This window comes from Bradyrhizobium sp. CCBAU 45321 (genome assembly GCF_028128975.1).
GTDB classification, from domain to species: Bacteria; Pseudomonadota; Alphaproteobacteria; order Rhizobiales; family Xanthobacteraceae; genus Bradyrhizobium; species Bradyrhizobium yuanmingense.
The window spans coordinates 55332-79554 of sequence record NZ_LFKZ01000124.1; the positions used below are offsets into that span (position 1 = coordinate 55332).

Here is a 24223-nt window from a genome sequence, read left to right on the forward strand (position 1 = left end):
AGCGGATTACGAAGCCAGCCTAAATTGCAACGATGACGACTTCGTCGTGTCCGCACCTTGCGCATTTAAAGGTGCGCACATCAAAACCGGGCTTGTCCGGTTCGATGCAGACCAACGTCATCGGCGTGCGGCATCTCGAGCAGCCATGAATTCTGAAGTCTGCGGCACTAAGCCTTGGATTGGATCGACTAGACGGCATGATACTCCCCTTGAGAACCAGGCGGGAGCGCGACACTCTCAGTCACCGATGGATGCCTATCGTAGGGCGGTGATCAAACAACCTACCTTTTGGAGTTCCCTGTGCGCTGGTCAATATTGCTCGCTTTCCGCAACAAACTTGCGGAGGAGATAACAACACCACGCGCGCGGCGCCCGGTTCATATATTGAGGGCGGCTCTTGAGCCGCCCTCTTGCGTTCAGCTGCTTGTCATGTGGTTCGGGAGCTCGCCTACCCCTCAATGATGTAAACGATCTCATGCGTACGCGGGCGAAGGACAAAATACTTGCCGTGCACCAGGATGAAATCGTATCCACGCCATTCCGGATAGATTTCCACGATACGTGACGGCATCGGGTAATAGCGGATACCGGCGGGCACAGCCGTTCCGATTGAGAGATTGAAATTCACGTTCGTTACTTCCTCGACCTTCTCTTGCTTCATCGCCGAGGTTATCTGGGTGCGCTTCTCGGCGGGAGGAGCTGCCGTCGCCGAGTTTGCCGCATTTCCCGTCGTCCTACTGTCGGAGGTCGATGGCTTTGTGTCGGCAGACGGCGTTTTCAAGTCCTTTGAGGTGGTTGTCGAATCAACTGCCTTTGCCTTGCTGTCGGCTTTCAGCTCGCTTGCCGGCTTGGTGTCAGGAAGTGATTTCGAGTCAGCTGTCGGATTCTTCATGTCCTTCGAAGCGGCGGTCGGAGCAGTTGAGTCCGGAGCCTTCGACCGGCCGTCAGCTTTCTTGTCGCCGTCGTTGTTGCCTCCGGCTTGACCTGTACATGTTGAGGCTTACCCTCTTTTGACGTAGCGCCGGGGGGTAATGTCTCGGCTCCCTTTGCCGCTGGTGCATTCATCGGCACCGCGCTATCGCCTTTAGGCGAGGCGGCAGCCGGAGACTCCTTCGCTGCTCCCTGATTGACGCCTTGCGCTGTCGCCAGCCCTGTCGTGGCCAATAGCGCCGCGACAGCTGCAGAAACTATTAAGGACTTCGTCAGCTAATATTTTCCAATCAAACTGCATTCAAGCCGACGAAGATCGGCCATAGGATGGAACGGCCCTAACAAGCTTTAGTTCCCTGCAGTGCTCGGTTGCGAACGAGACGCAGTCAATGACGGGATGACATTCGGATCTTCGCTCGAAGCTCTCATCTCGCAAGGCGAGCGGCGCAATTCGCTGAGGCGACTACCCAAATGGTATTTGACTTGTGGCTCTGCCAGTCAGTGGATCGTTCGGGCCGTTAGGTGCTATGCTGCCGGTAGTCGAGCGCAGTCAGTCCACGGATGGCACGCGCGCACAGCTTGTCGGCATCGCGCTCGCCGTCGCCTGCTGCCTGCACAATTCTCCTGGCAATGATTTCCCGATCTACCTCCAGCTGGCCGATGTGTTGAAGCGTTCGACATGCCAGGTCGTACGCTGCGTTCACGGCGGTTACCTGCTCTGGGTTAATGGATAAGCTTTCGAAGATCTGATTGATACTGGCCATAATGCTCCTCCCGGCAATGCCTCGCGATGAACCAGAGCCGCTTTGCTCCGGCACCGCGGGACAGAGTTCTAAGCCATGTTACCGATTTGTCGGGGTCATCTTTGCAACAACCTCAGCGAATGGCTTGTACGACTCCTTGGCAAGATCGCCGTAAAGCGTGCCGATCTTCTGCGACTCCACAACGAACGTGCCATAGGTTGCCTTGGCGAAGTCGGCCTGAACTTCAATCGCCTTGTCGAGCGACTTTACGCCCGAGAGCTTCTCAACAAACAGTCTCGTATGCTCGAGCGACTTCTTCGTGTAGTCCCCGTAAGCATTGGCAATCGCAAGGAAGGCCCCGGGCAAGGCGCTGGACGAAGCTCTTGTATTGAGCTGATCATTGCCATTCGGTTGGTGCGGCACATTCTGCTCTGTCTGGATGTGATCTGACATTTGTGTCTCCTTGTTTCGCTTGGTGGTGGATCAACGTTGCTCGCCACCGATGGTTGCTTCAGGACCCTCACTTATCGCTGGTCCGTTCCGGGGCGTGTGTTCGTAGGACGAGCAGCAGCCCGCTGTGTCTACGCTTGAATATCTCATCGACCGGTGAGCTAAGCGTTCCGCCGGCGACGCGTCGGCGCAGACAGGACAGCCAGGCCGGTAGATGCCGTTCATGGGAGCGACCGGACAACTGCATATTCTAAAAAGGAGTCGAATCGTGAAAGCGCGTGTTTGGGATAACCAACGCTAGTTCGGAAGATGATCAATATTGGCCAGCGGCAGCAGCATGCATTGCTCAACGATGGTGCATCACCGCGCCCAACGGCATCCACCGGTGACTGGGAGTTTCGCGCTCCCGCCCTGATCAAGGCTAGCTCAATGACCATCCAGCGACCGATGTGTCCCGAATGCCAGATAAGCATGATGCTGGCGCGCATTACGCCCGGTCCCGCCGGCTTTCGCATTCAAACCTTCGAATGTCCCGCTTGTGATCTCATCCACCAGCTCCTCGACGAAGCAGTCGACCCGATGAAATGCGCAAATACTTTAGCTTGGTTTCGGGGCGAGCTGCGGGCGCCGACATAGCACGCGCGCAACCGAAGCGATCAGGCGCCGAAACCATCGATGTAGGCCTTGCGGCGACGAAGCCGTGGGGCGAGCCTAGCTTCGCTACGGCCGTGACCCGCTCAACGGACATCTAGCTCAGCGCCTCGTTTCGCGAACTCAGCGTCGCCCTTCGACGTATCGAAGGATAGTCTCCGAAAGGCGGACGACCAGCTCCTTCAGCTCCATATTCTCTTTTTCGAGAGAGCGAAGGGTGCCCCTCATTCGCATCTCGTCGTCCGGACTCTGAGGCCAAAAGCTGGGTGGCTTTCGCTCGGCGATCATTCCTTCCTCCCAACAGCCCGCCCCCCAAGGATACATGCTCTTAGAGACACCGATTCGCTGGTCAATTTTGCTCAGTCTCCACGGCGAGCGCGTTGGTTATCAAATGGCCCCGATCTGCCGCGACGCTCTCGGTTATGGCTGCTCTTGCCGCCCACTAGCACGACTATCATGCTAGGACAGCCATGCTGCCCAACGCCTTCGATGGAAGCGCCCGAAGCCTGACCCAACAATACCGCCGGTAGACGTAGTCACCCGAAAATCCGCATCATGATTGCTTTGCCGAGGGGGACGGCGCGTATGCCGGTGAATGCGGTGACGTAGTCGCCGGAATAGAAAGCTCGAATGAGATCAACGCGCGTGTTGAGGGTCTCATCGAATCGGATTGCAAATCCATCCGCTGTACGCCGCACGACCAGAGCGGCGAGAGTTCTCTCACGAAGTGTGCAATGGACGACGGTGCCAACCGGTGGAGGATTGTTGCTCACGAAGCGGGCACCCGTGATCGACATGTCGGCCAAACGGTAGATGCCGGACCGCCCACCGATATTGAAAAGAACTGGCTCAGTTCGCTCGAACCGCTCGGCCTTTCGCCGCCGCGGCTGCTCGACGGACACCAGGCAGACGATCGTCAGGACGACTGCATTGTATAAACTCCAGGCCAGCGCCAGGCCGCCATAAGCGATAATGTCGCCTTGCGCATGAAGCACGAAGGCATAGGTAATTCCGGCGAGCGTAATCGCCAACGCGGAGCCGTAGATCCTGAGCAGCGGCCATTCGATGAAACCTTGATCGCGATCCCCGCCCTTTGCGGTGACCTCGAATTTGTGCCCCAGCGGCTTGAGCAGTCCCCTCGCGACTGCTTTGAGAACCGCTGGCAAAGCAATGTATTGGGAGACGTCGGACATCACCGCCATTGACCGTCCACGAGAAATCCAGGCGATGGTGAGCGAATACCAGATATAAAACGGCAGGAAATTTCCGAGGAGTATGGAAAGATCCGCCTGAACGGCTTTGATGCCGAACAGAAGATAAAGGCTCGGAATGACAAGACCGAATACCTTGATGACATAGGTCGAGGTCCAACTCATGAATGCTTCGACCAGGGATAGCCTGTCGACAAGTTCCAGCCGCGATCTTCGCGAAAAGGGGCCGCTGCGCCCCCGAATTATCTGCATGAAGCCAAGACACCATCGGCTGCGCTGAGTGATGTACTCCTTCAGTCCTTCGGGGGCCAACCCCAAGGTCAGCCGCTCGTTCAGGTACACCGTGCGCGCGCCAATCTCCTTCAGCCGCAGTGTCAGTAGATAATCCTCCGTCACGGAATCGGTCGGAAAGCCGCCAATTTTCACCAGTGACGAGTGTCTGATGACCGACGACGTGCCGCAACAGAAAGCCACGCCCCACGCGTCCTTCGCTGGCATCAGAATATCGAAGAAGAAGCGCTGCTCGTCCGGCCAGACCTTGGTCGCGGCCAGGTTGGTTTGAATCGGATCCGCATTGATGAAATGCTGAGGCGTCTGCACCACGCCTACGCCAGGATCGCGGAGCAGGCACATCGCGCGAGCGAGAAATTCGGGCATGGGAACGAAATCGGCATCGAGGATCGAAATGAAGTCGGGAGGATCGACGAGCCCTGTCACATGACGAAGAGCGTGGTTGATGTTGCCGGCCTTGGCGTCCTTGTTGTCGGGCCGAGCCAGATAGCGGCAGCCGAGCTCGCCTGAAAGCTTTTCGAGCCAGCGGCGCCGCCCGTCGTCCAGCACCCAAACTCGATAGTTAGGATAGTTCATTCCAGTTGTGCCGACGATCGTGCGCTCGAGAATCGAAACTTCCTCGTTGTAGGTGCAAATGAACACGTCGATGAGGGGAGTGTCCCGTCCGGCAAGCCACCGCCTATTGGCTTCGACTTGCGGCGTTCGATCGATCGTACGACTGAGAAACAGTAGCGACAGTGCACTCGCCGCGAGTGATGCAGCCTCCACGAGGAGGAACACGACTCCCACGACGAAATCGGCGGTCCAGCCGACGGGCGGGATCGTGGACGTAAGGCGCCATCCAAAGTAGCGGATCATGAGCAGCAATAGAATCGCGATCATCAGCGAACGCGGCGCAGAGTTCCCAGGCCGCAGCCAGGGCAGGATGGCAAGGCAGAACCCGAGCGCAAGAAGGCCCGGTGTCAGCGCGGCGATCATGGCATTCTCGCACTATCTGCCGAGAAGATGACGCGTCCGGTTCGCCCGACCGGACAATCGTTGGAGCCATCGTTAAGGGCGGGGACCGAAATTGTGGCACGATATGGTTCCTTGCTCAGGGCATCGGGATTGATGGCGAGGTTGGCCGCGGCCCCTGCGGAGCCCGTAAGATTGACCACGGTGCCGGCCAACTCGGGCCCTTCGGCGCTCGGTCGGAATTGCGCGACCGATCCAAGTTGCAGGCTGTTATACACACTCTCCCTGACGTTCGCCGTCACCACCGCGCCGGAACAATCGAGCAGGCGAACGAGCGGTTGACCGGCCCGGACGTCCTCACCTGGCGCAGTCAGGATTTCCCAGACTCGGCCGGCGACGGGGAATTTGAGCTCCGCTTCGGAGCGGCTGCTGTAGCGAGATCGCTCGGATTCAATCTCACCCTCGAGCCACGCGATCTGCGCATCCGCATGCGCGACGTCCGCGGTGAGCCCCTCCGCCCGCTGCCGCATTTCCTCCTCACGTTGCACCGAACTCGGACGATCGTTGTAACTGTCGCCGAGAAAGGTGCCTTCGCGGGCGGCGGTGAGCTCAACCTGGGTTGCATCCAGGCGGCGTCGCGCGCCGATCTCAGTCTGTTGGGCGATGGTTTGATCTCTCGTCAAGCGCCCAAGCTCGACGGAGGAAACGCTGCCCGATTTTACAAGCGAAGAGGCTCTCTCCACCGCGGCCGTCGCCTCCTCGCGACGCGCCGCGGCCGCTTCGATTGAGGCCTGGATTTCCGCGATGCGCGCCTCGAGCTGACGAATACGCCCCTTCGTGAACAGGGCCGCCTGACGCGCCAGATCCTTCTGCGCCGCGCGAGCCGATGCTATCTTCGAAACGAGGCTTGGCCTCTCGTTTTCCAGGCGAGACATCTGGCTGCGCAGATCGTCGAGCCGCACGCGGTCACCGCGCGCGTTGACGACACGAAGGATGAACGTGCCCTCGGCGACGATGCCTGGATCGCCCGACAGACCGGCGCCGGATGAAATCTTGCCGTCAATCGGCGACCTCAATGTCACCAGCCTCGCGTTGACGACTGCTTCGACGCTTGACGTCTGGAAAACCGCTCTCAGGGGGAGCCAGCCGAATACTGCGACGATGGCGATGCCCACGGCTGCCTTCACAAATCGCAGTGGTGTCCGGCTCGGCGCCACATTTGCACTCGGAGCGTCAGTCTCCGAGACCTCGGTCTTGCCGGGATCAAGATGCACGTCCAACGCGTGCCGTGGACCGGACCCGCCATTTGTTGCGCCGTCGATCGGCGTCGTGAGGGGGCCACCTGTGTGTGGGCTGCCGCGTTCCGGCGCGGAGGTGCAACGCGATTGATTTTCCATGGTAGGCATGATCACCAATTCGCAACCTCGGCGAGAGATGCAGGCTACGGAAGAAAAATGTCATGTTGGTGAGACAAGCGCTAACCGAAACGCGAGAATGGTCTACAATGGCGGAGGGCCGGGGAGCCGCTCCGCCCACGGAGGTGCAGGTTCGTGCTACCGTTCAGCGGTGGCGTTGACGACCTGCAGCTTGGGCACGGGTAAAGCCGGCGACATTGGCCTCGCGAAGCCCGCCAGAATGCTGGCGCCGAGCTCCGAGGCCGGGACCGGCCGGCCGAAGAAAAACCCTTGGACCTGATCACCGTCGGCCGTATCGAGAAATGCCGCCTGGCTGGCGGTCTCGACGCCTTCGACCGTTACGCGCATGTGCAACTCGCGTCCAAGCGCGATGATCGCTTTGACCACCGCTCCGACCTGGCGATGGGGGCCGTCGAGGCCCTGCATGAAGGTTCGATCGATCTTGATCTTGTCGAACGGAAAGCGCCACAGATAGCTGAAGCTCGAATAGCCTGCACCGAAATCGTCCATTACGATGGCCACGCCCATCGCCTTGAGAGTCAGGAGCTGCGCCATGATCGTTTCGGTGTTGCCGAGCAGCAAGCCTTCGGTAATCTCCAGTTCGAGCCGGTGCGGCGCGAGTTCCGCCTCCCTCAGTACGGCAGCGACGATGTCGCTGATGGTGCCCGCCACGAACTGCTGGGGTGACAGGTTTACTGCAACGGTCAGGTGCGCCGGCCAGGTTGCGGCGGTGCGGCATGCCTCCCGCAACACCCACGCCCCGATCTTGTCGATAAGTCGCAAGTCCTCGGCGACCGGGATGAAGGCCAGTGGCGGAACGAGGGTCCCGTCCGCTGCGTGCATCCGGATCAGCGCTTCGAAGCCGGCAAGACGGCGCTGAGATACTTCGAAGAGCGGCTGGTAATGCAGTTCGAAGCGATCATTCAGCACCGCCTCGCGAATCGCTCTTTCGAGCTCGATGCGCGCTTGTAGCTCGGTATCCATCTCGGGCACGAAGAACCGGATGCAGTTGCGGCCGGCGGCCTTGGCCGCGTAGAGCGCGAGGTCGGCACTCTTGAGCAATCGTTCCGGGCTGGTGCCCTCCTCCATCGCCAGCGCCACGCCGATGCTAGCGGTGGTGTGTATCTCGTGCTGCTTGAACTTCACCGCAGCATTTGCGGCGGTGGCAAGATGGCGCGCAAAGGTCTCGGCCTGCATCCTGCCGCCGACGTCGTTCTGCACGACGACGAACTCGTCGCCGCCGAGCCTGGCCACCACGTCGTCGATCCGGACCGCAGCGCGCAGACGCTCGGCGATGGACTTGAGTAGAAAGTCGCCGCCGTCATGACCAAGCGTATCGTTGACCTCCTTGAAGCGGTCGACATCGATGAAGTGCACGGCAAGGCTGCCGCCCCGCGTCGGCAAGTGAGCGAGGGCTCTTTCCAGCTTTTCGATCAACTGGGGACGATTGGCCAGCCCGGTCAACGCGTCATGGTGGGCGAGGAAGCGGATGCGTCGGTCAACCTGCTTCACCTTTGTTTCACGATACCACGCAACTGCGGGAATGGAGAAGGCGAGGCCCGACAGCAGGCAAAGGAATGCGGCCGCGGTCAGGAATGTATTGTGAAAACTCCTGCGTTGCTCCGTTTGATCCACGTAGGCCGCAACGACCGCAATGTGACGACCGTCGGCCTGGACCGGGACATAGGCGCGCGCGAAGAATGCCGGTCGGTCGACCGAATTGCCCTCCCTGACATCGACGATAGGTTGAGCCTCGGCGACCGATCGCGCTGCATCGGGGCTGTATACCGACAAATCGAGGAGTGCGATCTTTGCTTGGGTCGACACGAGCTGCGAATAACCATTGCGGTTGAAGATCTCGTATTGAAAGACCTCACCGGAATTTCGGGCCGACAAGAAGAACGCTAGGCTTGCGGCGGCCGGCTGCTCGCCGCCGGCAATCTGCTCGAGATCGGCGACACTGGCTGCCAGGAACCGGGCCCAGCTGCGAGCGGTCGACGTCGCGTCTTGACGGAGAAGATAATCAGTCGTGATCTTCAGGGTCGCCCCGGTACCCAGCAACAATATGGCAAGCGCGACGCAGATGATGACGATGTTTCGCTGAGGCCGGATGCTGGCGAATGATGGCATCCGCGGCTACCGGTTCGATCGCATTTTCGTGAGCTCGGCCCGGACCGTTTTCAGTAGCTCGGCATTGCGCTGACTTTTCGAAGCCCAATCATCGGCAATGGTCGCGAATACGGCATTTGCCGCATCCAGGTCCGACGGCGTGGGCACGATCACGTGACGGTTGGGATCTGACTTTAGCTCCCTCATAATGCTGCTTTCCACAGCTTCGTAGGTATCTACGAAGCGTCCGGCAGACCACGCACCACTGTATTTGAGGATGATTGACTGCGCCGATTTCGGGAGCCGGTTGAATGTCTTCCGGTTCATCAAGACCATCAGCGGCGCGCCGCTGATGCCAAGAAGGTAGTGATAAGTCGCAACGCGTTTGACGCCGTAATCGACCACTGAAGCAGGGTTCACGAGGGCGCCGTCGATGCTGCCGTTGCCGATAGCTTCGGAGATCTTGTTGACCGGCAAGAGCACAGGCCGCGCCCCCAGTTTTTCGAGCGCGGCGGCTTCGCCAGGATTGTTGACGCGAAGTCGCTTGCCTTTCAGATCATTCAGCGACGTGATCGGGATATTGCTGTGGATCGTCTCGGGTTCGCTGACATAAGCGCCGATCACGATGTAGTCATCGTAACCTTGCAGCGCGTTGGCTGCCATCAGCCGGGTGAGCACCGCAACGGACTCCCGCATGCTCGCAAACAAGCCGGGCAATTCGAGGATTGCATTGTCGGCAAATCGATTGCGCGTCAGGCCTGTGACGACGTAGGCGATGTCCGCCCTACCATCGAGCACGAGCTGGGGCTGCTCAGCCGGGTCCTTGCCAAGCGCGCCGCTGAAATAGGTTTCAATTTCGATCTGGCCTCTGGCCTCGGCGTTGACCGCGTCGACGAACGGCTTGACCGCCGCGAGATAGCTCGTCGAGCGGTCGGAGCTGAAGAACGCCAATTTGAGCTTGACCGGTTCGGCGGCGAGCGCCGAAGTCAGCACAATAGAGACCACCGCGCATCGTGCCAGCAATTTAAGCATCGGTTTTCCGATCGTGGCGGCGGCGCGTCACACAATTTTGCGAGACACCGATCTTCTCTGGTCTCTAGCGAACTCCCATAGATAGAAACGCTGAAGATAACTCTCATACGTAGAAAATGCCAGAAAATGCTGACCGAGCGGCGATCAAATCGCACATCGTGGTTTGACGTGTGCTAACGTGAACGAGACAATTGTCTGAGAGGGCCGATGACTCGGCCCAACTTCAGCGGCCTGTGCCCGCACGGCAAATGGTGCGAAACCCGAGGCTAGCCTTGTCAGTCCGCGAAGTGAGGCGGCCCCGCTCTTAAGCTTTCAGCTCCAGGTCTTCTGTGCTGAAGCAAGTAGGATCGCGGACGCCCGTCCTGCTTGTTCCTTCGATAAACGATCCGCCACATCGGTTCCAATCAGAGCCGGCCCCCTGCGTTCTCGATCGTAGACCATCCAGCCGACACCTCCCGCGCGAACGAAAAATCTACTCTGCGGCGCATTTTCAACCATTAGGCGACTCCTAGAAAATGAACCGCGCCCGCTTTCCTGACCGCATCGCACATCGCTGCGGGACTGAAACGCGCGTTTCGAGGACGGCTTCAATGCGCCGCTTACGGGAACCTGTTTGAGACCTCAAGCCAATAACGGAATGTTAGACAACGGCGGCCAATCTCTGGCGATCAGAGCGGTAGTATGCTTTCAAAAATGCCGCGCTCACTGGTCAATATTGCTCACATTGGAAATTTTGCCGGAGACGGGCCTCTCGAAACGAAACGAGCCGCCGCCCTTTCTCATCCCACAAGGCCCTCGGCACACACTGCAGGCTTTGCAAAAGCGTGATTCCGTCCCACGGCAGCGAGTTCCGGATGATCCTGGAGTACGTCGGGCAACCGATAGCAGGGAATTCGACTGCATAGATGATGGACGTGATGGACGCCGATGTTCGCCGTAAACCAGCGCAAGACAGCCGGCAAGTAATAGTGCGAACTGCCATGCAGCGCAGCTTCGTGAAAGCTCCACGCCTTATCACGGGACCACGATGTTTCCTCGAATTGGTGTTGAACATAGAACAGCCAGACACCGATTGACGCAGCCAGAACCACGATCGGCAGATGCACCAGCAGGAATGGCCCAAGGCCAACCAGCCCAATCATGCCGGCGATCAGAACCGCGATGGTGACGTTCGTACCCATTGTACTTAGCCAGGGCCGCCAGCCGCTGCGCATCGACCCTATCGGCAAGCGATGCCGCAAAATGAAGAGATATGTGGGACCTGCGCCGAACATTACGATCGGATGCCGGTACAGACGATAGAGGATCTGTCGCCATCGAGGCCGTGCGGCAAACTCTCTCACGGTCAAATGTATCAATGTCGCCGGAGCCCCTATGATCGAGATTACCCGAACTCGCGTGATGGCGCGCATGGTTGCGTCGCCAGTAATCGTACGGAGTTAGGGTAATAACGCCGATGGCTCGGCCGACCCAATCGTTCGCAAGACGGCCGCGGAAGAACGACCCATGGCCGCAGTCATGCTGGATCATGAAGAGACGAACGAGCAGGCCCGCCGCGGGCGCTGCCAGCAGCAGACCAATCCAATGGCCGCGGACAACAACGGCCAACATTAGAGCCCAGATGACCAAAAAGGGTACTGCTGTGATCAAAAGCTCGAAAATACCGCGCGCGTTATTGGGTTGGCGATAGTGGGCAAGCAACTGCGCCAACGCGCGGGTTTCTGAGGGGCCTTGAACCATGTCTAGACTGCTTTCGGACATGTGCGTTCGAGCGTATCCACCGACGGTCCCTTAGTAACAGCTCCAAAACCGCGTTTGGTGTGTCAAGTTGGCTCGAGAGCAAGCGAAGTCTCGTCAACCTTGGAAGCGTTTTTCTGTTGTGTGAACGGGGTGCTCAGCGGCAGCGAGCCGGTTTTCTCGGCCGACACGGTCTTGTCCTGGCTCGCCAAAGCCAAGGCCACGACGGGGTTCATGCTGTCGACCATCGATGTCGGCATCAGGATCGTGGTGCCGCGCTCCTTGGTTGTCTCATAGATGATGTTCATGGCGCGGAGCTGCAATGCCGCCGGCCGCCCCGCATAGATCACGGCCGCCTCGACGAATTTGCCGGCTATGGCGGCTTCGGCCGATCCGAGGATTACACGGGCCTGCTTTTCCCGCTCGGCCTGCGCTTGCCGAGACATCGCATCCTGCAAAGCCACCGGGATCGCGACGTCGCGGATCTCGACTGACCTCACTGAGATGCCCCAGTCGGCCGTTTTGCGTCCGATTTCGCTTCGCAACAGCTGGTCAGCGGCGGTCCGCTCCGACAAGAGCGCCGCTAGCATCGAGGAGCCGATCATTTCGCGCAGCGAAGTCTGGGCGACACGATCGATGGCTTCCCGGTAGTTCGTAATGTTCAAGGCCGCCTTCTGTGCGTCATGGACGAACCAAAAAATGATGGCGTCCACGTTCACTGGGACGGTGTCCTTCGTCAGGGCCTCCTGGGCGCTGAAAGCGGTAGTCTGGATACGCTCGTCAATGACGGCAACGACACTATCGACAACCGGAATGATCACGAAAAGTCCGGGCCCTTTCACGCCGCGCAATTTGCCGGCGCGGAGGATAACGAACTTCTGCCAGGTGTTTGCCATCTTCAGCGCGGAGGCGATGACGATCGCGGCGATCAGCGAAGCGGTGCCGAGCGCGAAGTAACCCATCAGGCCAAGCACCGCGCCGATAGCGACGCAGGCTATCGCAAGAAATGCGGTGATCGGATTCATAGTTGGCTCCTTCCGCCGAGTTCGCCCCTGCGAACCAGTATATTGATCCAGATCGGGATGTTTTGCTGAGCAATATTGCTCAGTCTACAAAGACAGCACTTCATACGGCGGACTGAACAAGGCTGCAGGCTCCGGATGCACCGGATGCGGGTCGAACTCCTTGACCGCACCTGGCGCCCATTCTCTTGGAACGTGAGCAATATTGATCAGCAGCTGGTCATCCGGTGCGGCAAGCTTGATTCTTCGTCGTCCGATTCTTTCCGCTGCCACGATCCGCAAGACGTATCACATGCCTTCCACTGTCCAGACGAGGTCGACCCGCCCTCCGGGACCGACCGGCCGCCAAACTTCGTGGAGTTCGTGCAAAGCTCCTTAAGCGTCATCGCGACAGCGATGACGGCAGCCGACGTCATTCGGCTATCGGGTCCCGAGGAGAGAATTTCGACTCATCGGGATTGTCGAAGGCTTCGATCGCGCTACGGACGGCCGTGCAAGATCAGCGCTGGACCAGCATCATTGGATGGGCCATCTACGGGAAACGGCTGTAGACTGGTACGAGCGATCGATCTGGGACAAGCATCTCGGTGCCCCTATGATCCATACCCAGGTGCTCTTTCCTCATAATATCCGACCCCATCGGCGTGCGTGAACGGTGGAGCGGACAGGATCAACTCTCACCTGTCATTCTGATGACACGCCGACCTTGCAGCCGAGATGCTTGAGCATCTCGGCAGCGTTCTCCAGGATTGTTACCTTTTGCAGTGCCTCCGCGCTCTGATGTCCGGCGGCATCTTGCGAGCTCTATCCGAGGCGTTTGCCGCCCTGATGCTCAGTTCAGAAGCCAACAAACGATTTGGCTCCCTTCCTTGGCGAATGGATCATTGGCTGGAACTGATGACGCTCGCCTGCCGGAGGGAACTACCACTGAATCAGCACTGCAGCAGCGATCAGCAGCACGAAAAAGATCGGCAGCAATACGGGAGGTACCATCCACTCGCGAACACTGAACTTGGAGATATTCGACATTTGACCGCCTCTTGGCCGCGGCGGGAGCACAATGCTCTCAGTCACCGATAACAGCCGAGGAGCGCGCGGTGATGACTAAGATGTAGTGCCTATTCGCAGAATGACGAGGGCCAAGCGCAACTTTCTTGCTGTCGTTATCATCGAGCGACATTGTAATACGCTTCCAAGATAACCACTTGAGAGTTCGCGCAACTGAATCGCTCCAACCTCCGATGCAAATCGTGCTAGGCGCGAGTCTCGTGTATCGGCAACTGATCGGCTCAACCATGATTGAGTTTCCAAATCACAGTCGCTCTTATGATCGCACGCGGCGCGCCGTGCGATTTTGGGGATACGACAGCGCTATTGAGGCGTCGTTCTTCATAAACGAAGGTGCGCTGAAGCGACTTAAACCAGATGCCAGCTACGATGAACCAGGCTTTCTGAACGCGTTTGATTGCAATCGTGACTTGATCTGTGCCGCCGCTGCCAAGATCTACAGCCGCGGCAGCAGGGGCTCTTACGATTTGGTCGCCGCAAACTTTTGAAACGGTCCTGCTCGCGCAAGCTGGGCTCCATCAGCGAAATTGCGCGGCGAACAGCTAAACGTCGACTCTTTGATCTGCCCACCTGGACAATAGCGCTGGGCCGACACCCGTGTGCCGGAAGATCCCAACCGACACTGCGCGCGAATTAACTTCCGTCGTGTGTAGGAATTTTCCTCTTCGCGTTCTGGCTCACGGAACGGTTGCGTGGAAAGAAAAGACTCTCACCCGGGAAGTGGCGATGGTCACATCGAATCGACGGTATAAGCCGCCTGTGCCTGCAAGAAGAGGCCGGGAACCATCAATGGCAGCGGTCTTTCCGCCGCACGAGTTTCCTGACTATCCGCGCAGCTCCGCGGCATTCTTGCTACCAAGCGATTCGGCACAAGCTTTTGCAACGGCCGAGTTTGGCTCGGTGCTTCCCGGCATGGTGGCCCAACCGCCTTTTTCAACGAACTTGCTCTGGTCCCATGCATAGGTCGCTTTCTTCATTTCGACCAGGTTTGCCGACGCGTCTGCGGCTTGTCGAAACTTCTCAACGCAGATGGGTGTGAGAGCTGCGACGACAGCCGTCGCAGCTCCATTCCTTGCGAGCGCCTCGGCGGTCCCACCCGTCACCCAGCCGCCCCAGCTGAAACCCACGATTGCCAGAGCGATTGCTCCGGCCACGGCTCCCCACAGTGCCGGCCGCACGGCAGCTTTTGTCTCCCTGGAGATTTCCATCGTTTTCGCCTTGACCTAGAGGTAAGTCGAATCTCACCCGTTAAGGAGGCTAGACACGTCAAGCGATCGGCGTCTGTACCAAATTGCTCACGCAATCGCATACGGACACTCTTACGAGGGCACGATGCGCCTTGTCGCCGTAGCCTGGCGGCAGCGCCCTATGCTCACAGCGAGTATCTGCGCCAAGGGCCAGGAGCGGGACTCCCCGAAATGTCGCGCCCTTGTGAAATCTCTACACTGCGCGGTCTTGCCAATAATCGGTTCGAGTGTTCCTTTTTGAACAGACGCGACATCTTTCCCCGATTTCTTCCGTGCATTGCCTGACTTGGAATTATTACCGATCAGCCCGGCTCTCGTGGCCGGGCTTTTCGCTTGAGGACTTCGCGGTCGATGCCGATAGGACAGCAAGGCTCACCTCGGCACCTCGGCATCTCTGTAGGATTCGGCTCATCCGTTTCCTTCTCTGCCATTCTTCGTCATGAGCCGGCTCGCTTAGAAATCCATACCACCCATGCCGCCGCCCGCAGGCACGCCGGTGCCTGCATTCCTCTTCGGCACCTCGGCGACCATGGCTTCGGTGGTGATCAAGAGAGCCGCGACTGAGGCCGCGTTCTGGATCGCCACCCGAACCACCTTGGTCGGGTCGATGATGCCTTTGGTGACCAGGTTGACGTATTCGCCGGACTGGGAGTCAAAGCCGTAGCCGTACTGATCCTTCTCCAGGATCTTCCCGACGATCACCGAGCCATCCTCGCCAGCGTTGATCGCGATCTGGCGAGCCGGATACGATAGAGCCTTGCGCACGATCTCGACACCGGTCTTCTGGTCATCGTTCTTGGTGCGCAGCCCCTTGAGATGCTCGGAAGCGCGCAGCAGGGCGACGCCGCCGCCCGGCAGGATGCCTTCCTCGACCGCCGCGCGGGTCGCATGCATCGCGTCATCAACGCGATCCTTGCGCTCCTTCACCTCGACCTCGGTCGCGCCGCCGACGCGGATGACCGCGACGCCGCCGGCGAGCTTGGCCAGACGCTCCTGCAGCTTCTCACGGTCGTAGTCCGAGGTGGTCTCCTCGATCTGCGCCTTGAGCTGATTGACGCGCGCCTCGATGTCGGCCTTCTTGCCCGCGCCGCTGACGATGGTGGTGTTCTCCTTGTCGATCATCACCTTCTTGGCGCGACCGAGCATGTTGAGCGTGACGTTCTCGAGCTTGATGCCGAGATCTTCCGAGATCGCCTGGCCGCCGGTCAGGATCGCGATGTCCTGCAGCATGGCCTTGCGGCGATCGCCGAAGCCTGGAGCCTTGACGGCCGCAACCTTCAGGCCACCACGCAGGCGGTTCACGACGAGAGTGGCGAGCGCTTCGCCTTCGACGTCTTCCGCGATAATCACAAGCGGCTTGCCGCTCTGCACCACGGCTTCGAGCAGCGGAAGCAATTCATTCAGGTGAGACAGCTTCTTCTCATTGATGAGGACGTAGGCGTCGTCCATCTCAACGCGCATCTTGTCTGCGTTGGTAACAAAGTAAGGCGAGATATAGCCGCGGTCGAACTGCATACCTTCGACGACCTCGAGTTCAGTCTCGAGCGACTTCGCTTCTTCAACCGTGATAACGCCCTCGTTGCCCACCTTCTTCATGGCGTCGGAGAGGAACTTACCAATCTCGGCATCGCCGTTGGCCGAGATGGTGCCCACCTGGGCGATCTCGTCGTTCGAGGTGACCTTCTTGGAGTTCTTGACGAGGTCCGCAACGACGGCTTCCACGGCGAGGTCGATACCGCGCTTCAGGTCCATCGGGTTCATGCCGGCGGCAACCGCCTTGGCGCCTTCACGGACGATCGCAGCCGCGAGCACGGTGGCGGTCGTGGTGCCGTCGCCGGCGGCATCAGCGGACTTGGAGGCGACTTCGCGCACCATCTGGGCGCCCATGTTCTCGAACTTGTCCTCGAGCTCGATCTCCTTGGCGACGGTGACGCCGTCCTTGGTGATGCGGGGAGCGCCGAACGACTTGTCGAGAACGACGTTGCGGCCTTTGGGACCGAGCGTGACCTTGACTGCGTTGTTGAGAATTTCGACACCGCGCAGCATCTTGTCGCGGGCATCTACGCCGAACTTGACTTCTTTGGCCGACATCATGATCTCCGTTTTCGACTGGTCAGATCCCAATGATCGCGCCTAGGCGAGCTCTTAAGGAGCGGGATTTGAACTTGCGGGCCTCATCCTGCGAGACGCCGGCTGCGCCGACGGCTCAGGATGAGGAAAACTGACTGGTGCTTAGGCAACCTTCTTCTTCGCGGCAGGCAGATCGACGAGAACGCCCATAATGTCGCTTTCCTTCATGATCAGCAGTTCCTGACCATCGAGCTTGACCTCAGTACCGGACCACTTGCCGAACAGCACGCGGTCGCCGACCTGGAGGTCTATCGGAATCAGCTTGCCGGCTTCGTCGCGGCCGCCTGGACCAACCGCCGTGATCTCGCCCTGCGAGGGTTTTTCCTTGGCAGTGTCCGGAATGATGATGCCGCCAGTGGTCTTGTCTTCGGCTTCGATGCGCTTGACCACAACGCGGTCGTGAAGCGGACGGAACTTCATGCTGTCCTCCTGTTTTCTGGTTGTTGTTGCTTTGGATGAAATAGCAGTCGTGGCCAGCAAGTGCTAATCAGCACATAAGCCGCCGCAGGGGACGTACAAGACCGTGCTGAATCGATATTCCGAGAGCATCACAACTGCCAAGGCCGCGGCGGCTAGGGAGCCGGGATGCAAAGGTGTGAGTTCTGCAATCTTATGCTCTTCTCTGCTTTGAGTTGCACGGCCTTTTCAGAGATCCGCTGTTATTCGGCGCGCGGTTTGACCCCGATCGGCGCCGAAGGTTGACCCCCGCCAACACAGCCGAATTCATTGAACGATCACGGGAATGTTCATCACGTATGGGGTCAATGTTGTAAGCCGATGGGGGGCGAACTTCGGCTTATTCACATTCACCCTGTCGTCGATCTCGCCGCAGAGCCGGCTCACCTGGCTTTTGGAGATCCCGGTCATACCCATCGCCTGCACCAGATCGTCCACCGAGCGGGTCGAGACGCCCTGCACATGGGCTTCCTGCTCCACGGCGGTGAGCGCCTTCTTGGCCATCCGCCGCGGCTCCAGGAAGCCCGGGAATTAGGACCGCTTGCGCAGCTTGGGAATGCGCAGCTCAATCGCGCCGGCCCGGGTCCCAGATCCAGTCGCGGTAGCCATGCGCTGGGCCAGACGCTCGGGGCCTTCTCGCCGTAGCCCGCCCCCGGTCTGGCTTTCGAATTCCATCTCCATCAGACGCTGGGCAGCAAAGCCGATCAGCTCGCGCAGCAGATCGGCGCCTGGGGTCTTCTCTACGAGCGTGCGCAGGTTCATCATGTCGTTGGTCGTCGGCTTTCCTCGGTTGGGTTGGCGTGTCGCAACCCGATCCTACCGGAGAACTGCCGGTGACCACTGCAAAGCCGCCCGCCCGCTACGGCGCTAGGTGAGGCGCGCGTCCGGGCGGCTTTGCTCTACCGAGCTACATCACCTCCGGGGACACGACCAATATGTTCGAGATTACGATCGCACGCATCGAGATGATTCTGCCGAATGAACGTGGCGAGGACATTCGCCTGACGTTTCGATAGCCGTCAGACCAGTTTTACCTTGCCAATTTTCCTGAAGTCTTGCGAATTCGACGATACCGAGATCGTCAGGGTCGCCCGAAGCCAATTGCACGACGTTTTCGCGCAGCTTTGCAGCCAGTGCGCGAATTGGCAACTGACAGACGACGAGCGTCGCGAGCTCGCAAGAATTAGCGTGCGGCCCGCTGTCACGGCGCAGGAGTAGCTCGGGAAAAAAAGGAGCTATTGAATTGGATGTATGCTCCTGAGATCAGCTTAAGATGCGCGGATCGAGTCAAGTCCACGGAGGGTGCTAGACGAGTGGCGTTTCGAATAGGAAGTGAGCACAATCGAAGGCCAGCTGGATGTAACGCATCTGGATTCCTCTGTTATTATCCTCTCGATGGCTACGAACACGTCAGGAGAGTGGTGCTTCCGCCCTTGCTCGCATTAGCTGGCTATTAGGTTCCTACGAGTTGTTGAGAAACACGGTTGACGCCAACGACCACGAAGGCCGCGCCTAGCATTTCATCGCGTCCATGAGCTCGGAAATCTCGATCGTTGCGAAATTCGAGAATGTGTCCGACACGGCATATGGCAGAATGATCTGGTTGTTGTGCCGCATCCCGCCACAAGTATAAACGACGTTAGGGACGTATCCTTCGCGCTCGGATGATTCAGGCCGCAATAGCGGCTCGCGCGAACGTGCCAGCACCTTGGATGGGTCGCGCTTGTCGAGCAGCGCCGCACCGATCGAGTATTTGCGGACCGGGCCGACACCGTGCGTCGATCTCCGCGCACAGCCGTGAGACCTGGCTCTTGGAGATGCCGCTCATCCCCATGGCCTGCACCAGATCGTCGACCGAGCGGGTCGAGACGCCTGGCACATAGGCTTCCTGCACTACGGCGGTGAGCGCCTTCTCGGCCATCCGGCGCGGCTCCAGAAAGCCTGGAAAGTAGGAGCCCTTGCGCAGCTTGGGGATGCGAAGCTCGACCGTGCCGGCATGGGTCTCCCAGGTCCGGTCGCGGTAGCCGTTGCGCTGTGCCAGACGCTCGGGGTTCTTCTCGCCGTAGGCGGCCCCGGCCTGGCCTTCAACTTCCAGCTCCATCAATCGCTGGGCCGCAAAGCCGATCATCTCGCGCAGCAGATCCGCATCGGGGGTCTTCTCCACGAGCGTGCGGAGGTTCATCATCTCATCGGTCATCGGTGGTTCCTCGAATCAGGTTGGTGTCAGCAACCCGACCCTATCGGCGAACCGCCGGTGACCACCGCAAAGCCGCCCGCCCGCTACGGCGCTATCTGCGGCGCGCGTACGGGCGGCTTTGCTCTACCGAGCTACACCACCACAGGGGACACGACCCCCGAGGAACGCTACCCCTGGCGATGCTTGCGGCTCGTGAACTACTTCACGCCGTCAAAGCCCATCACACCCGCGCGCAGGAGAGGCGCCCGCCATGTCCGATTTGTTCGCCGCAATGCGCCATCCTACGATGAGGGCTTAACGGACCTGCCCGAGCAGCTTCCGCAGTATATGTTGGGAGATGAGACCCACGGAGATAAGCCAACGGTCGTTTCGTTCGAGTCCAGACCGAGCACCAGAAACTCAATTTCCAAACGCACCCAAGAAAATTGGCGGAAATAGCGCTGTTTATATAAGTGAACTCAGCAGCTTTGAGTGCTGGCTGGGGCGGGAGGGATCGAACCTCCGAATGGCGGAATCAAAACCTGTTTGATTATTCAATGATTCCAATGAGCGTTTGGAAAAAATAGCCGCATTCGCCTCTAGAAAAATCAATTGCTTAGCAGACGTTTCCAAATGAGGAAGCGCCTTTCCCGGTAAGGGATCCGACCGGCACCGACCTGCTCGTGTGAGCGTGATGAGACCATCGATCAGCTTGGGAAAGACGAAGGAATCGGCCGCAAGGCCGAGACTGGCAGCCGCCGCAATGCCCCGGCGCCGTACAAACCAGAGATTAACGACCTGTTGGCTGACAAGACTAAGCCCGTCGATCGCAGCGCCTCGTAACATCGCGAAGCCGAGAAGCAGCATCAGGGCGGATTGAACGAAGGCGTCGATCATCGCCTGAACCTTCTCGACCCGGTTACCCATGGTGGACGCCTCCCGCTTGTAGACGCCGGTGATGGACTTGATCTCGGCGCGGTGCCGGCCGAACACCTTTTCCATCGCGTCCGAGATTTCGTCGACGGTCGTTGGTGTCACCTGGCGAGTGATCTGCCATTACTGCGACCCGACTGTCCCATGCGCCCACTACAACTCTGTAGCTATACTGAACGCCCTGCCCTCTCAATTAGATTTGTCGACGATTCGGCGCACCCGGCGATGAAGGTGGCAATGCATCAGCTGCATTATCCAACGAGGCACGCGAAGCGCCCGCGCGTGCCTCGACTGCGAGCGAGGAAATCAAGCTAACGCAAAGTTGCGTCAGCACTGACGCGGCGTTTGCCGATAGGCCGCGCTGTGCCGTCAGCATGCGGCGCCCAATGGCGTCGCGAATTTCAAGCCGCGCAACTTCAATTGCGGCGCTCTCGCGCCTGCGGAGCAACCATGCGTTCATCGTGACTGTCTCTTGCGGCAATACGTGAACCAGCCCCTCGGCCTGCGCGAACAGGACGGCAAGAAGCGCAAGCCCGAGGCCGCAACCGGCGGCGGCAAAATGGTTAGCCACCGGGTTGACCCGAACGACGCTGCGAGTACCCGCCGCTTCCGAGAAATACTCCAATAGATGCCTTTGATTGGGCCGAATACTGCGAAATGAGACAAAATCGGCAGTATGGCCGATGATGTCGTGATCCCTCAGCTCAGGCAATGATCGGGGCGCAGAGCGTCCGGCAAGGTACTGCTCGGAGGCGAATATCCCCATCGGCACATCGGCGACCCGCTTTCCAATGAGATCGTTCTCACCCGGATCTCCCATCCTGATGACGTAATCCAAATCGCTCGTTGCCAAGCTCTGCTGGTTCACCGTGGAGATTATTTCCAGATAGATTCGGCTATCGCGCCGCCGCAGCTCCGCAACCCGCGGGAGGAGCCAGTGCTTGGTCATGCCTTCGGTCGCCGATATCCTGACCACGGACGATCGCTGCCCGACCCGCGAACGCAGATCACGATGAAACGACTCGAATGCAAGCATCATATCGCCGGCCGAGCGTTGCAGGTCCTCGCCTTCCCGCGTCAGCTTCACGCCGGACGATGCGCGAAAGAACAGGGGAGCGGCCACGTAGCGCTCCAGCTCCTTCAGACGCCTGCTCAATGTCGGCTGACTCATACCCAGTTCGTGCGCGGCACGGTTGACGCTTCCGGTGCGCGCCACCACGGAAAACAAGCGAAACAAATCCCAGCTTGCCTCGGTCATGCTCTCGTCCCTTGCGCAACGAAAACACTGTCAGAGCGCGGTCGTTATTCAAGATTACGGTCCCCGTTGAACAAAATCGACATGGCCTTCCCTGCAGTACAAGGGAATATGCCAAAAGTCGAAACAACGGACGCCAGCGATGGCAAAAATCACACTTGGAGCGATCAGGGATTTCGTGGGCCAGGATCTCGGAAAGTCCGATTGGGTCACCATCGACCAGTCCATGATCGACCAGTTCGCCGCCTGCACCGGAGACAGCCAGTGGATCCACGTCGACGCAGAGCGTGCGAGCAAAGAAAGTCCTGCAGGCGGCACCATTGCCCACGGCTTCCTGAGCCTGTCGTTGATTGCACCGCTTGGCATGGACCTGGGGCTCGCTCCGGTCGACGCATCTGCCGTCTTCAACTATGGTCTGGACAAGGTCCGCCGGATTTCTATTTCCCGCGGAACACGGCCGAGCGACGTTCCACGAAGGACTGGATGCCTTCTTTCATGTCTTCGCTGCTGAAGACGCGATCCTTGATCTTGGGAATGTAATCGATCGCGGCTTTCTCGGCGGCCTCGATGTATTTCAACGCGGCCTCTTTCGTCACCTGAATGCCGATCGGCGCGTTCTTGGCGATCAGATTCGCAATCTCCATCGCGCGCGCAATCTGCTGGCCGGGTGCAACGACTTCCTGAACGAACCCGATCTTGTGAGCTCGGGCTGCGCCGAACTCGTCACATAGGAAAAGGTGATACATCGCGTCTCCCCAGCCCGCCCGCGTCAAATACCGGAAATGGGCACCACCAAGAGGCGCGATCCCGCGCTTGGATTCCATCTGACAGAACCTGGCGTCGTCGGCCGCCACGACGATGTCGCCAGCCAGCATCATTTCGATTCCGATCGTGAAGCAGATCCCCTGCACGGCCGTCACAATCGGCTTGCGGCACCGGCTCTTCAAGGCGAACGCATCGATGTTGCCGGGCTTTAGCTCGGTATTCTCGGCCTTGGGTCCGAAGAATTTCGGCATATCCAGCCCGGCCGTGAAATCCGGCCCCTCGGCGCACAGTACCCCGACCCAATAATCGTCGGTGCGATCGAGAAGCGTCATCGCATCCGACATCTGCGCCATCATCTGCGGGCTGAAGGAGTTTTTCTTCGCCACGTTGTCGATGATGATCTTGAACACATGCCCGTGCACTTCGGTGCGTATCTGGCCGACTTGGGTCTTGGCGTCGCTCATTGCTCGTCTCCGAATTGCTTCCAGCCGACTGCAGGCACCCCTTTCAGCCTTAGCTCAGCGCAGCGAATGCAGTCCGTTCGAAGGCCATCAATTCCTCCGTCCGGCCCTCGCGTATCTTCAGGAGCCATTGCGGATCCTGAAGCAGCGCCCGCCCGACCGCGACAAGATCGAACTCCTCGCGATCGAGGCGGCGGATCAGCTCGTCGAGGGACGCCGGACGGGAGCTCTCCCCGCCATATGCGGCGATGAACTCGCCGGTCAGGCCGACCGACCCGACCGAAATCGTCGGCACGCCCGTCACCTTCTTGGCCCATCCGGCGAAGTTCAGATCGGAGCCATCGAACTCCGGCTCCCAGAAGCGCCGTTGCGAGCAGTGCAGAATATCGACCCCCGCCTCGACCAGAGGTTTGAGCCAGGCTTCCAACGCGCGAGGCGTATCGGCCAGCTTCACTTCGTAATCCTGCTGCTTCCACTGGCTGATGCGGAGCAATATCGGAAAGTCCGGTCCGACCGACTTGCGCACCGCGTGGACGATATCAGCGGCAAACCGGGCCCGGCCCGGCAGGTCCTTGCCTCCGTAGGCATCCTCGCGACGATTGGTGCCTTCCCAGAAGAATTGATCGATTAGATAGCCGTGGGCGCCGTGCAATTCGACGGCCTCGAACCCCAGGCGCTTCGCAGCAAGCGCCGCATCGGCGAAAGCGCGGATCGCGTCTGCGATGTCCGCTTCGCTCATCGGCTCGCCGAATTTCTTCTCCGGCCGCGACAGACCCGACGGACTGTCGTAGGCGCCAGGAGGAGACCAATCCTGGGCGCGGGTGCGAACGGCTCCGACGTGCCATAACTGCGGTGCCATCAGACCACCCGCGGCATGCACCTCGTCGACCACACGCCGCCACCCCGCCAGCTCCTTCTCCCCGTGAAAACGGGGAACGTTCGGATCGTTCAGGGATGCCGGACGATCCACGCCCGTACCCTCCGATATGATGAATCCGACCGCTCCTTCGGCACGCCGGCGGTAATACCGCGCGACGTCTTCGGTCGGGATTCCGCCCGGAGAGAATGAGCGCGTCATCGGCGCCATCACGACCCGGTTCGGCAGGTTCAGCCCTTTCAGCTTGAAAGGTCGGAAAAGAACGTCGCTGGACATCCATACTCCACGAGTAAGCTGGTCGTGTTACGGG

At 59.3% G+C, this 24223-nt stretch carries 19 protein-coding genes and 5 pseudogenes; 3 read left to right on the forward strand and 21 right to left on the reverse strand.

All coding sequences use genetic code 11. From position 1 onward, the window contains the following. Positions 1-448: 448 nt before the first annotated feature. The 3 genes from ACM43_RS20435 to ACM43_RS20445 all read right to left on the reverse strand — a co-directional run bounded on the left by ACM43_RS20435 (position 449) and on the right by ACM43_RS20445 (position 2126). The gene (locus ACM43_RS20435) at positions 449-892 is read right to left on the reverse strand and encodes a DUF1236 domain-containing protein (RefSeq protein ID WP_271542388.1); all 444 of its coding nucleotides are present in this window, start codon (positions 890-892) and stop codon (positions 449-451) included. A 556-nt stretch (positions 893-1448) separates the two neighbouring features. After that, on the reverse strand, positions 1449-1694 hold the full coding sequence (locus tag ACM43_RS20440) for a hypothetical protein (RefSeq protein ID WP_271542389.1): 246 nt from the start codon (positions 1692-1694) through the stop codon (positions 1449-1451). Positions 1695-1772: 78 nt separating this feature from the next. Next, positions 1773-2126: a phasin family protein gene (locus ACM43_RS20445; protein ID WP_271542391.1), complete on the reverse strand. Its 354-nt coding sequence runs from the start codon at positions 2124-2126 to the stop codon at positions 1773-1775. 306 nt (positions 2127-2432) lie between these two features. Here ACM43_RS20445 and ACM43_RS20450 point away from each other — a divergent pair, with 306 nt between their 5' ends. Beyond that, on the forward strand, positions 2433-2759 hold the full coding sequence (locus ACM43_RS20450) for a hypothetical protein (protein WP_271542393.1): 327 nt from the start codon (positions 2433-2435) through the stop codon (positions 2757-2759). Between the two features lie 551 nt (positions 2760-3310). Here ACM43_RS20450 and ACM43_RS20455 read toward each other — a convergent pair. From ACM43_RS20455 to ACM43_RS38980, 8 genes and pseudogenes are all read right to left on the reverse strand, one after another. Next, the gene (locus ACM43_RS20455; protein WP_271542395.1) at positions 3311-5254 is read right to left on the reverse strand and encodes a glycosyltransferase; all 1944 of its coding nucleotides are present in this window, start codon (positions 5252-5254) and stop codon (positions 3311-3313) included. Beyond that, positions 5251-6405, reverse strand: a complete 1155-nt coding sequence (locus ACM43_RS20460) for an HlyD family efflux transporter periplasmic adaptor subunit (RefSeq protein WP_333919546.1) — start codon at positions 6403-6405, stop codon at positions 5251-5253. The genes ACM43_RS20455 and ACM43_RS20460 overlap by 4 nt, the downstream gene beginning before the upstream one ends. A gap of 378 nt (positions 6406-6783) precedes the next feature. Then, a complete protein-coding gene (locus ACM43_RS20465) occupies positions 6784-8775 on the reverse strand; it encodes a putative bifunctional diguanylate cyclase/phosphodiesterase (RefSeq protein ID WP_271542398.1) in 1992 nt (663 codons plus the stop codon). 6 nt (positions 8776-8781) lie between these two features. Beyond that, the gene (locus ACM43_RS20470) at positions 8782-9786 is read right to left on the reverse strand and encodes a TRAP transporter substrate-binding protein (protein WP_271542401.1); all 1005 of its coding nucleotides are present in this window, start codon (positions 9784-9786) and stop codon (positions 8782-8784) included. Between the two features lie 779 nt (positions 9787-10565). Then, positions 10566-11316: pseudogene (locus ACM43_RS20475) on the reverse strand (fatty acid desaturase). 293 nt (positions 11317-11609) lie between these two features. After that, positions 11610-12548 (reverse strand): slipin family protein, encoded by a 939-nt coding sequence (locus ACM43_RS20480; RefSeq protein WP_271542403.1) that lies wholly within the window; start codon positions 12546-12548, stop codon positions 11610-11612. An 84-nt stretch (positions 12549-12632) separates the two neighbouring features. Further along, entirely contained in the window at positions 12633-12827 is a 195-nt protein-coding gene (locus ACM43_RS20485; protein WP_271542405.1) for a hypothetical protein, read from the reverse strand. 15 nt (positions 12828-12842) lie between these two features. Beyond that, positions 12843-13058: pseudogene (locus ACM43_RS38980) on the reverse strand (sensor histidine kinase); the annotation flags it as partial. A gap of 755 nt (positions 13059-13813) precedes the next feature. Between ACM43_RS38980 and ACM43_RS20495 the strand changes: the two are divergent. Next, positions 13814-14101, forward strand: a complete 288-nt coding sequence (locus ACM43_RS20495; RefSeq protein WP_333919549.1) for a DUF1488 domain-containing protein — start codon at positions 13814-13816, stop codon at positions 14099-14101. A gap of 336 nt (positions 14102-14437) precedes the next feature. Here the strand turns inward: ACM43_RS20495 and ACM43_RS20500 are convergent, their stop codons facing one another. From ACM43_RS20500 to ACM43_RS20535, 8 genes and pseudogenes are all read right to left on the reverse strand, one after another. Beyond that, positions 14438-14821, reverse strand: coding sequence for a hypothetical protein (locus ACM43_RS20500; RefSeq protein WP_271542407.1), 384 nt, complete (start codon positions 14819-14821; stop codon positions 14438-14440). Positions 14822-15313: 492 nt separating this feature from the next. After that, positions 15314-16951: a chaperonin GroEL gene (gene groL, locus ACM43_RS20505; RefSeq protein WP_271542409.1), complete on the reverse strand. Its 1638-nt coding sequence runs from the start codon at positions 16949-16951 to the stop codon at positions 15314-15316. 141 nt (positions 16952-17092) lie between these two features. Then, on the reverse strand, positions 17093-17410 hold the full coding sequence (locus tag ACM43_RS20510; RefSeq protein WP_247419046.1) for a co-chaperone GroES: 318 nt from the start codon (positions 17408-17410) through the stop codon (positions 17093-17095). A gap of 384 nt (positions 17411-17794) precedes the next feature. Beyond that, positions 17795-18211, reverse strand: a pseudogene (locus ACM43_RS20515) (transposase); the annotation flags it as partial. A 747-nt stretch (positions 18212-18958) separates the two neighbouring features. Beyond that, positions 18959-19225: pseudogene (locus ACM43_RS20520) on the reverse strand (glycosidase); the annotation flags it as partial. Beyond that, positions 19218-19643, reverse strand: a pseudogene (locus ACM43_RS20525) (transposase); the annotation flags it as partial. The pseudogenes ACM43_RS20525 and ACM43_RS20520, both read right to left, overlap by 8 nt. Positions 19644-20087: 444 nt before the next feature. Next, on the reverse strand, positions 20088-20624 hold the full coding sequence (locus ACM43_RS20530) for a hypothetical protein (protein ID WP_271542789.1): 537 nt from the start codon (positions 20622-20624) through the stop codon (positions 20088-20090). A 124-nt stretch (positions 20625-20748) separates the two neighbouring features. Continuing rightward, on the reverse strand, positions 20749-21813 hold the full coding sequence (locus tag ACM43_RS20535; protein ID WP_271542411.1) for a LysR family transcriptional regulator: 1065 nt from the start codon (positions 21811-21813) through the stop codon (positions 20749-20751). 139 nt (positions 21814-21952) lie between these two features. Here ACM43_RS20535 and ACM43_RS20540 point away from each other — a divergent pair, with 139 nt between their 5' ends. Continuing rightward, the gene (locus ACM43_RS20540) at positions 21953-22321 is read left to right on the forward strand and encodes a MaoC/PaaZ C-terminal domain-containing protein (RefSeq protein ID WP_271542413.1); all 369 of its coding nucleotides are present in this window, start codon (positions 21953-21955) and stop codon (positions 22319-22321) included. Here the strand turns inward: ACM43_RS20540 and ACM43_RS20545 are convergent. Further along, the gene (locus tag ACM43_RS20545) at positions 22248-23039 is read right to left on the reverse strand and encodes a crotonase/enoyl-CoA hydratase family protein (RefSeq protein ID WP_271542415.1); all 792 of its coding nucleotides are present in this window, start codon (positions 23037-23039) and stop codon (positions 22248-22250) included. The genes ACM43_RS20540 and ACM43_RS20545 overlap by 74 nt on opposite strands. A gap of 49 nt (positions 23040-23088) precedes the next feature. Continuing rightward, the gene (locus tag ACM43_RS20550; RefSeq protein ID WP_271542417.1) at positions 23089-24189 is read right to left on the reverse strand and encodes an NADH:flavin oxidoreductase; all 1101 of its coding nucleotides are present in this window, start codon (positions 24187-24189) and stop codon (positions 23089-23091) included. Between the last annotated feature and the right edge of the window lie 34 nt (positions 24190-24223).

Excerpts from the sequence above, each read along its gene's own strand:
- ACM43_RS20435 (WP_271542388.1), bottom strand. The coding sequence starts at position 892 with ATGAAGAATCCGACAGCTGACTCGAAATCACTTCCTGACACCAAGCCG.
- ACM43_RS20440 (WP_271542389.1), bottom strand. The coding sequence starts at position 1,694 with ATGGCCAGTATCAATCAGATCTTCGAAAGCTTATCCATTAACCCAGAG.
- ACM43_RS20445 (WP_271542391.1), bottom strand. The coding sequence starts at position 2,126 with ATGTCAGATCACATCCAGACAGAGCAGAATGTGCCGCACCAACCGAAT.
- ACM43_RS20450 (WP_271542393.1), top strand. The coding sequence starts at position 2,433 with ATGATCAATATTGGCCAGCGGCAGCAGCATGCATTGCTCAACGATGGT.
- ACM43_RS20455 (WP_271542395.1), bottom strand. The coding sequence starts at position 5,254 with ATGATCGCCGCGCTGACACCGGGCCTTCTTGCGCTCGGGTTCTGCCTT.
- ACM43_RS20465 (WP_271542398.1), bottom strand. The coding sequence starts at position 8,775 with ATGCCATCATTCGCCAGCATCCGGCCTCAGCGAAACATCGTCATCATC.
- ACM43_RS20470 (WP_271542401.1), bottom strand. The coding sequence starts at position 9,786 with ATGCTTAAATTGCTGGCACGATGCGCGGTGGTCTCTATTGTGCTGACT.
- ACM43_RS20480 (WP_271542403.1), bottom strand. The coding sequence starts at position 12,548 with ATGAATCCGATCACCGCATTTCTTGCGATAGCCTGCGTCGCTATCGGC.
- ACM43_RS20500 (WP_271542407.1), bottom strand. The coding sequence starts at position 14,821 with ATGGAAATCTCCAGGGAGACAAAAGCTGCCGTGCGGCCGGCACTGTGG.
- groL (WP_271542409.1), bottom strand. The coding sequence starts at position 16,951 with ATGTCGGCCAAAGAAGTCAAGTTCGGCGTAGATGCCCGCGACAAGATG.
- ACM43_RS20510 (WP_247419046.1), bottom strand. The coding sequence starts at position 17,410 with ATGAAGTTCCGTCCGCTTCACGACCGCGTTGTGGTCAAGCGCATCGAA.
- ACM43_RS20530 (WP_271542789.1), bottom strand. The coding sequence starts at position 20,624 with ATGGAAAAGGTGTTCGGCCGGCACCGCGCCGAGATCAAGTCCATCACC.
- ACM43_RS20535 (WP_271542411.1), bottom strand. The coding sequence starts at position 21,813 with ATGACCGAGGCAAGCTGGGATTTGTTTCGCTTGTTTTCCGTGGTGGCG.
- ACM43_RS20540 (WP_271542413.1), top strand. The coding sequence starts at position 21,953 with ATGGCAAAAATCACACTTGGAGCGATCAGGGATTTCGTGGGCCAGGAT.
- ACM43_RS20545 (WP_271542415.1), bottom strand. The coding sequence starts at position 23,039 with ATGAGCGACGCCAAGACCCAAGTCGGCCAGATACGCACCGAAGTGCAC.
- ACM43_RS20550 (WP_271542417.1), bottom strand. The coding sequence starts at position 24,189 with ATGTCCAGCGACGTTCTTTTCCGACCTTTCAAGCTGAAAGGGCTGAAC.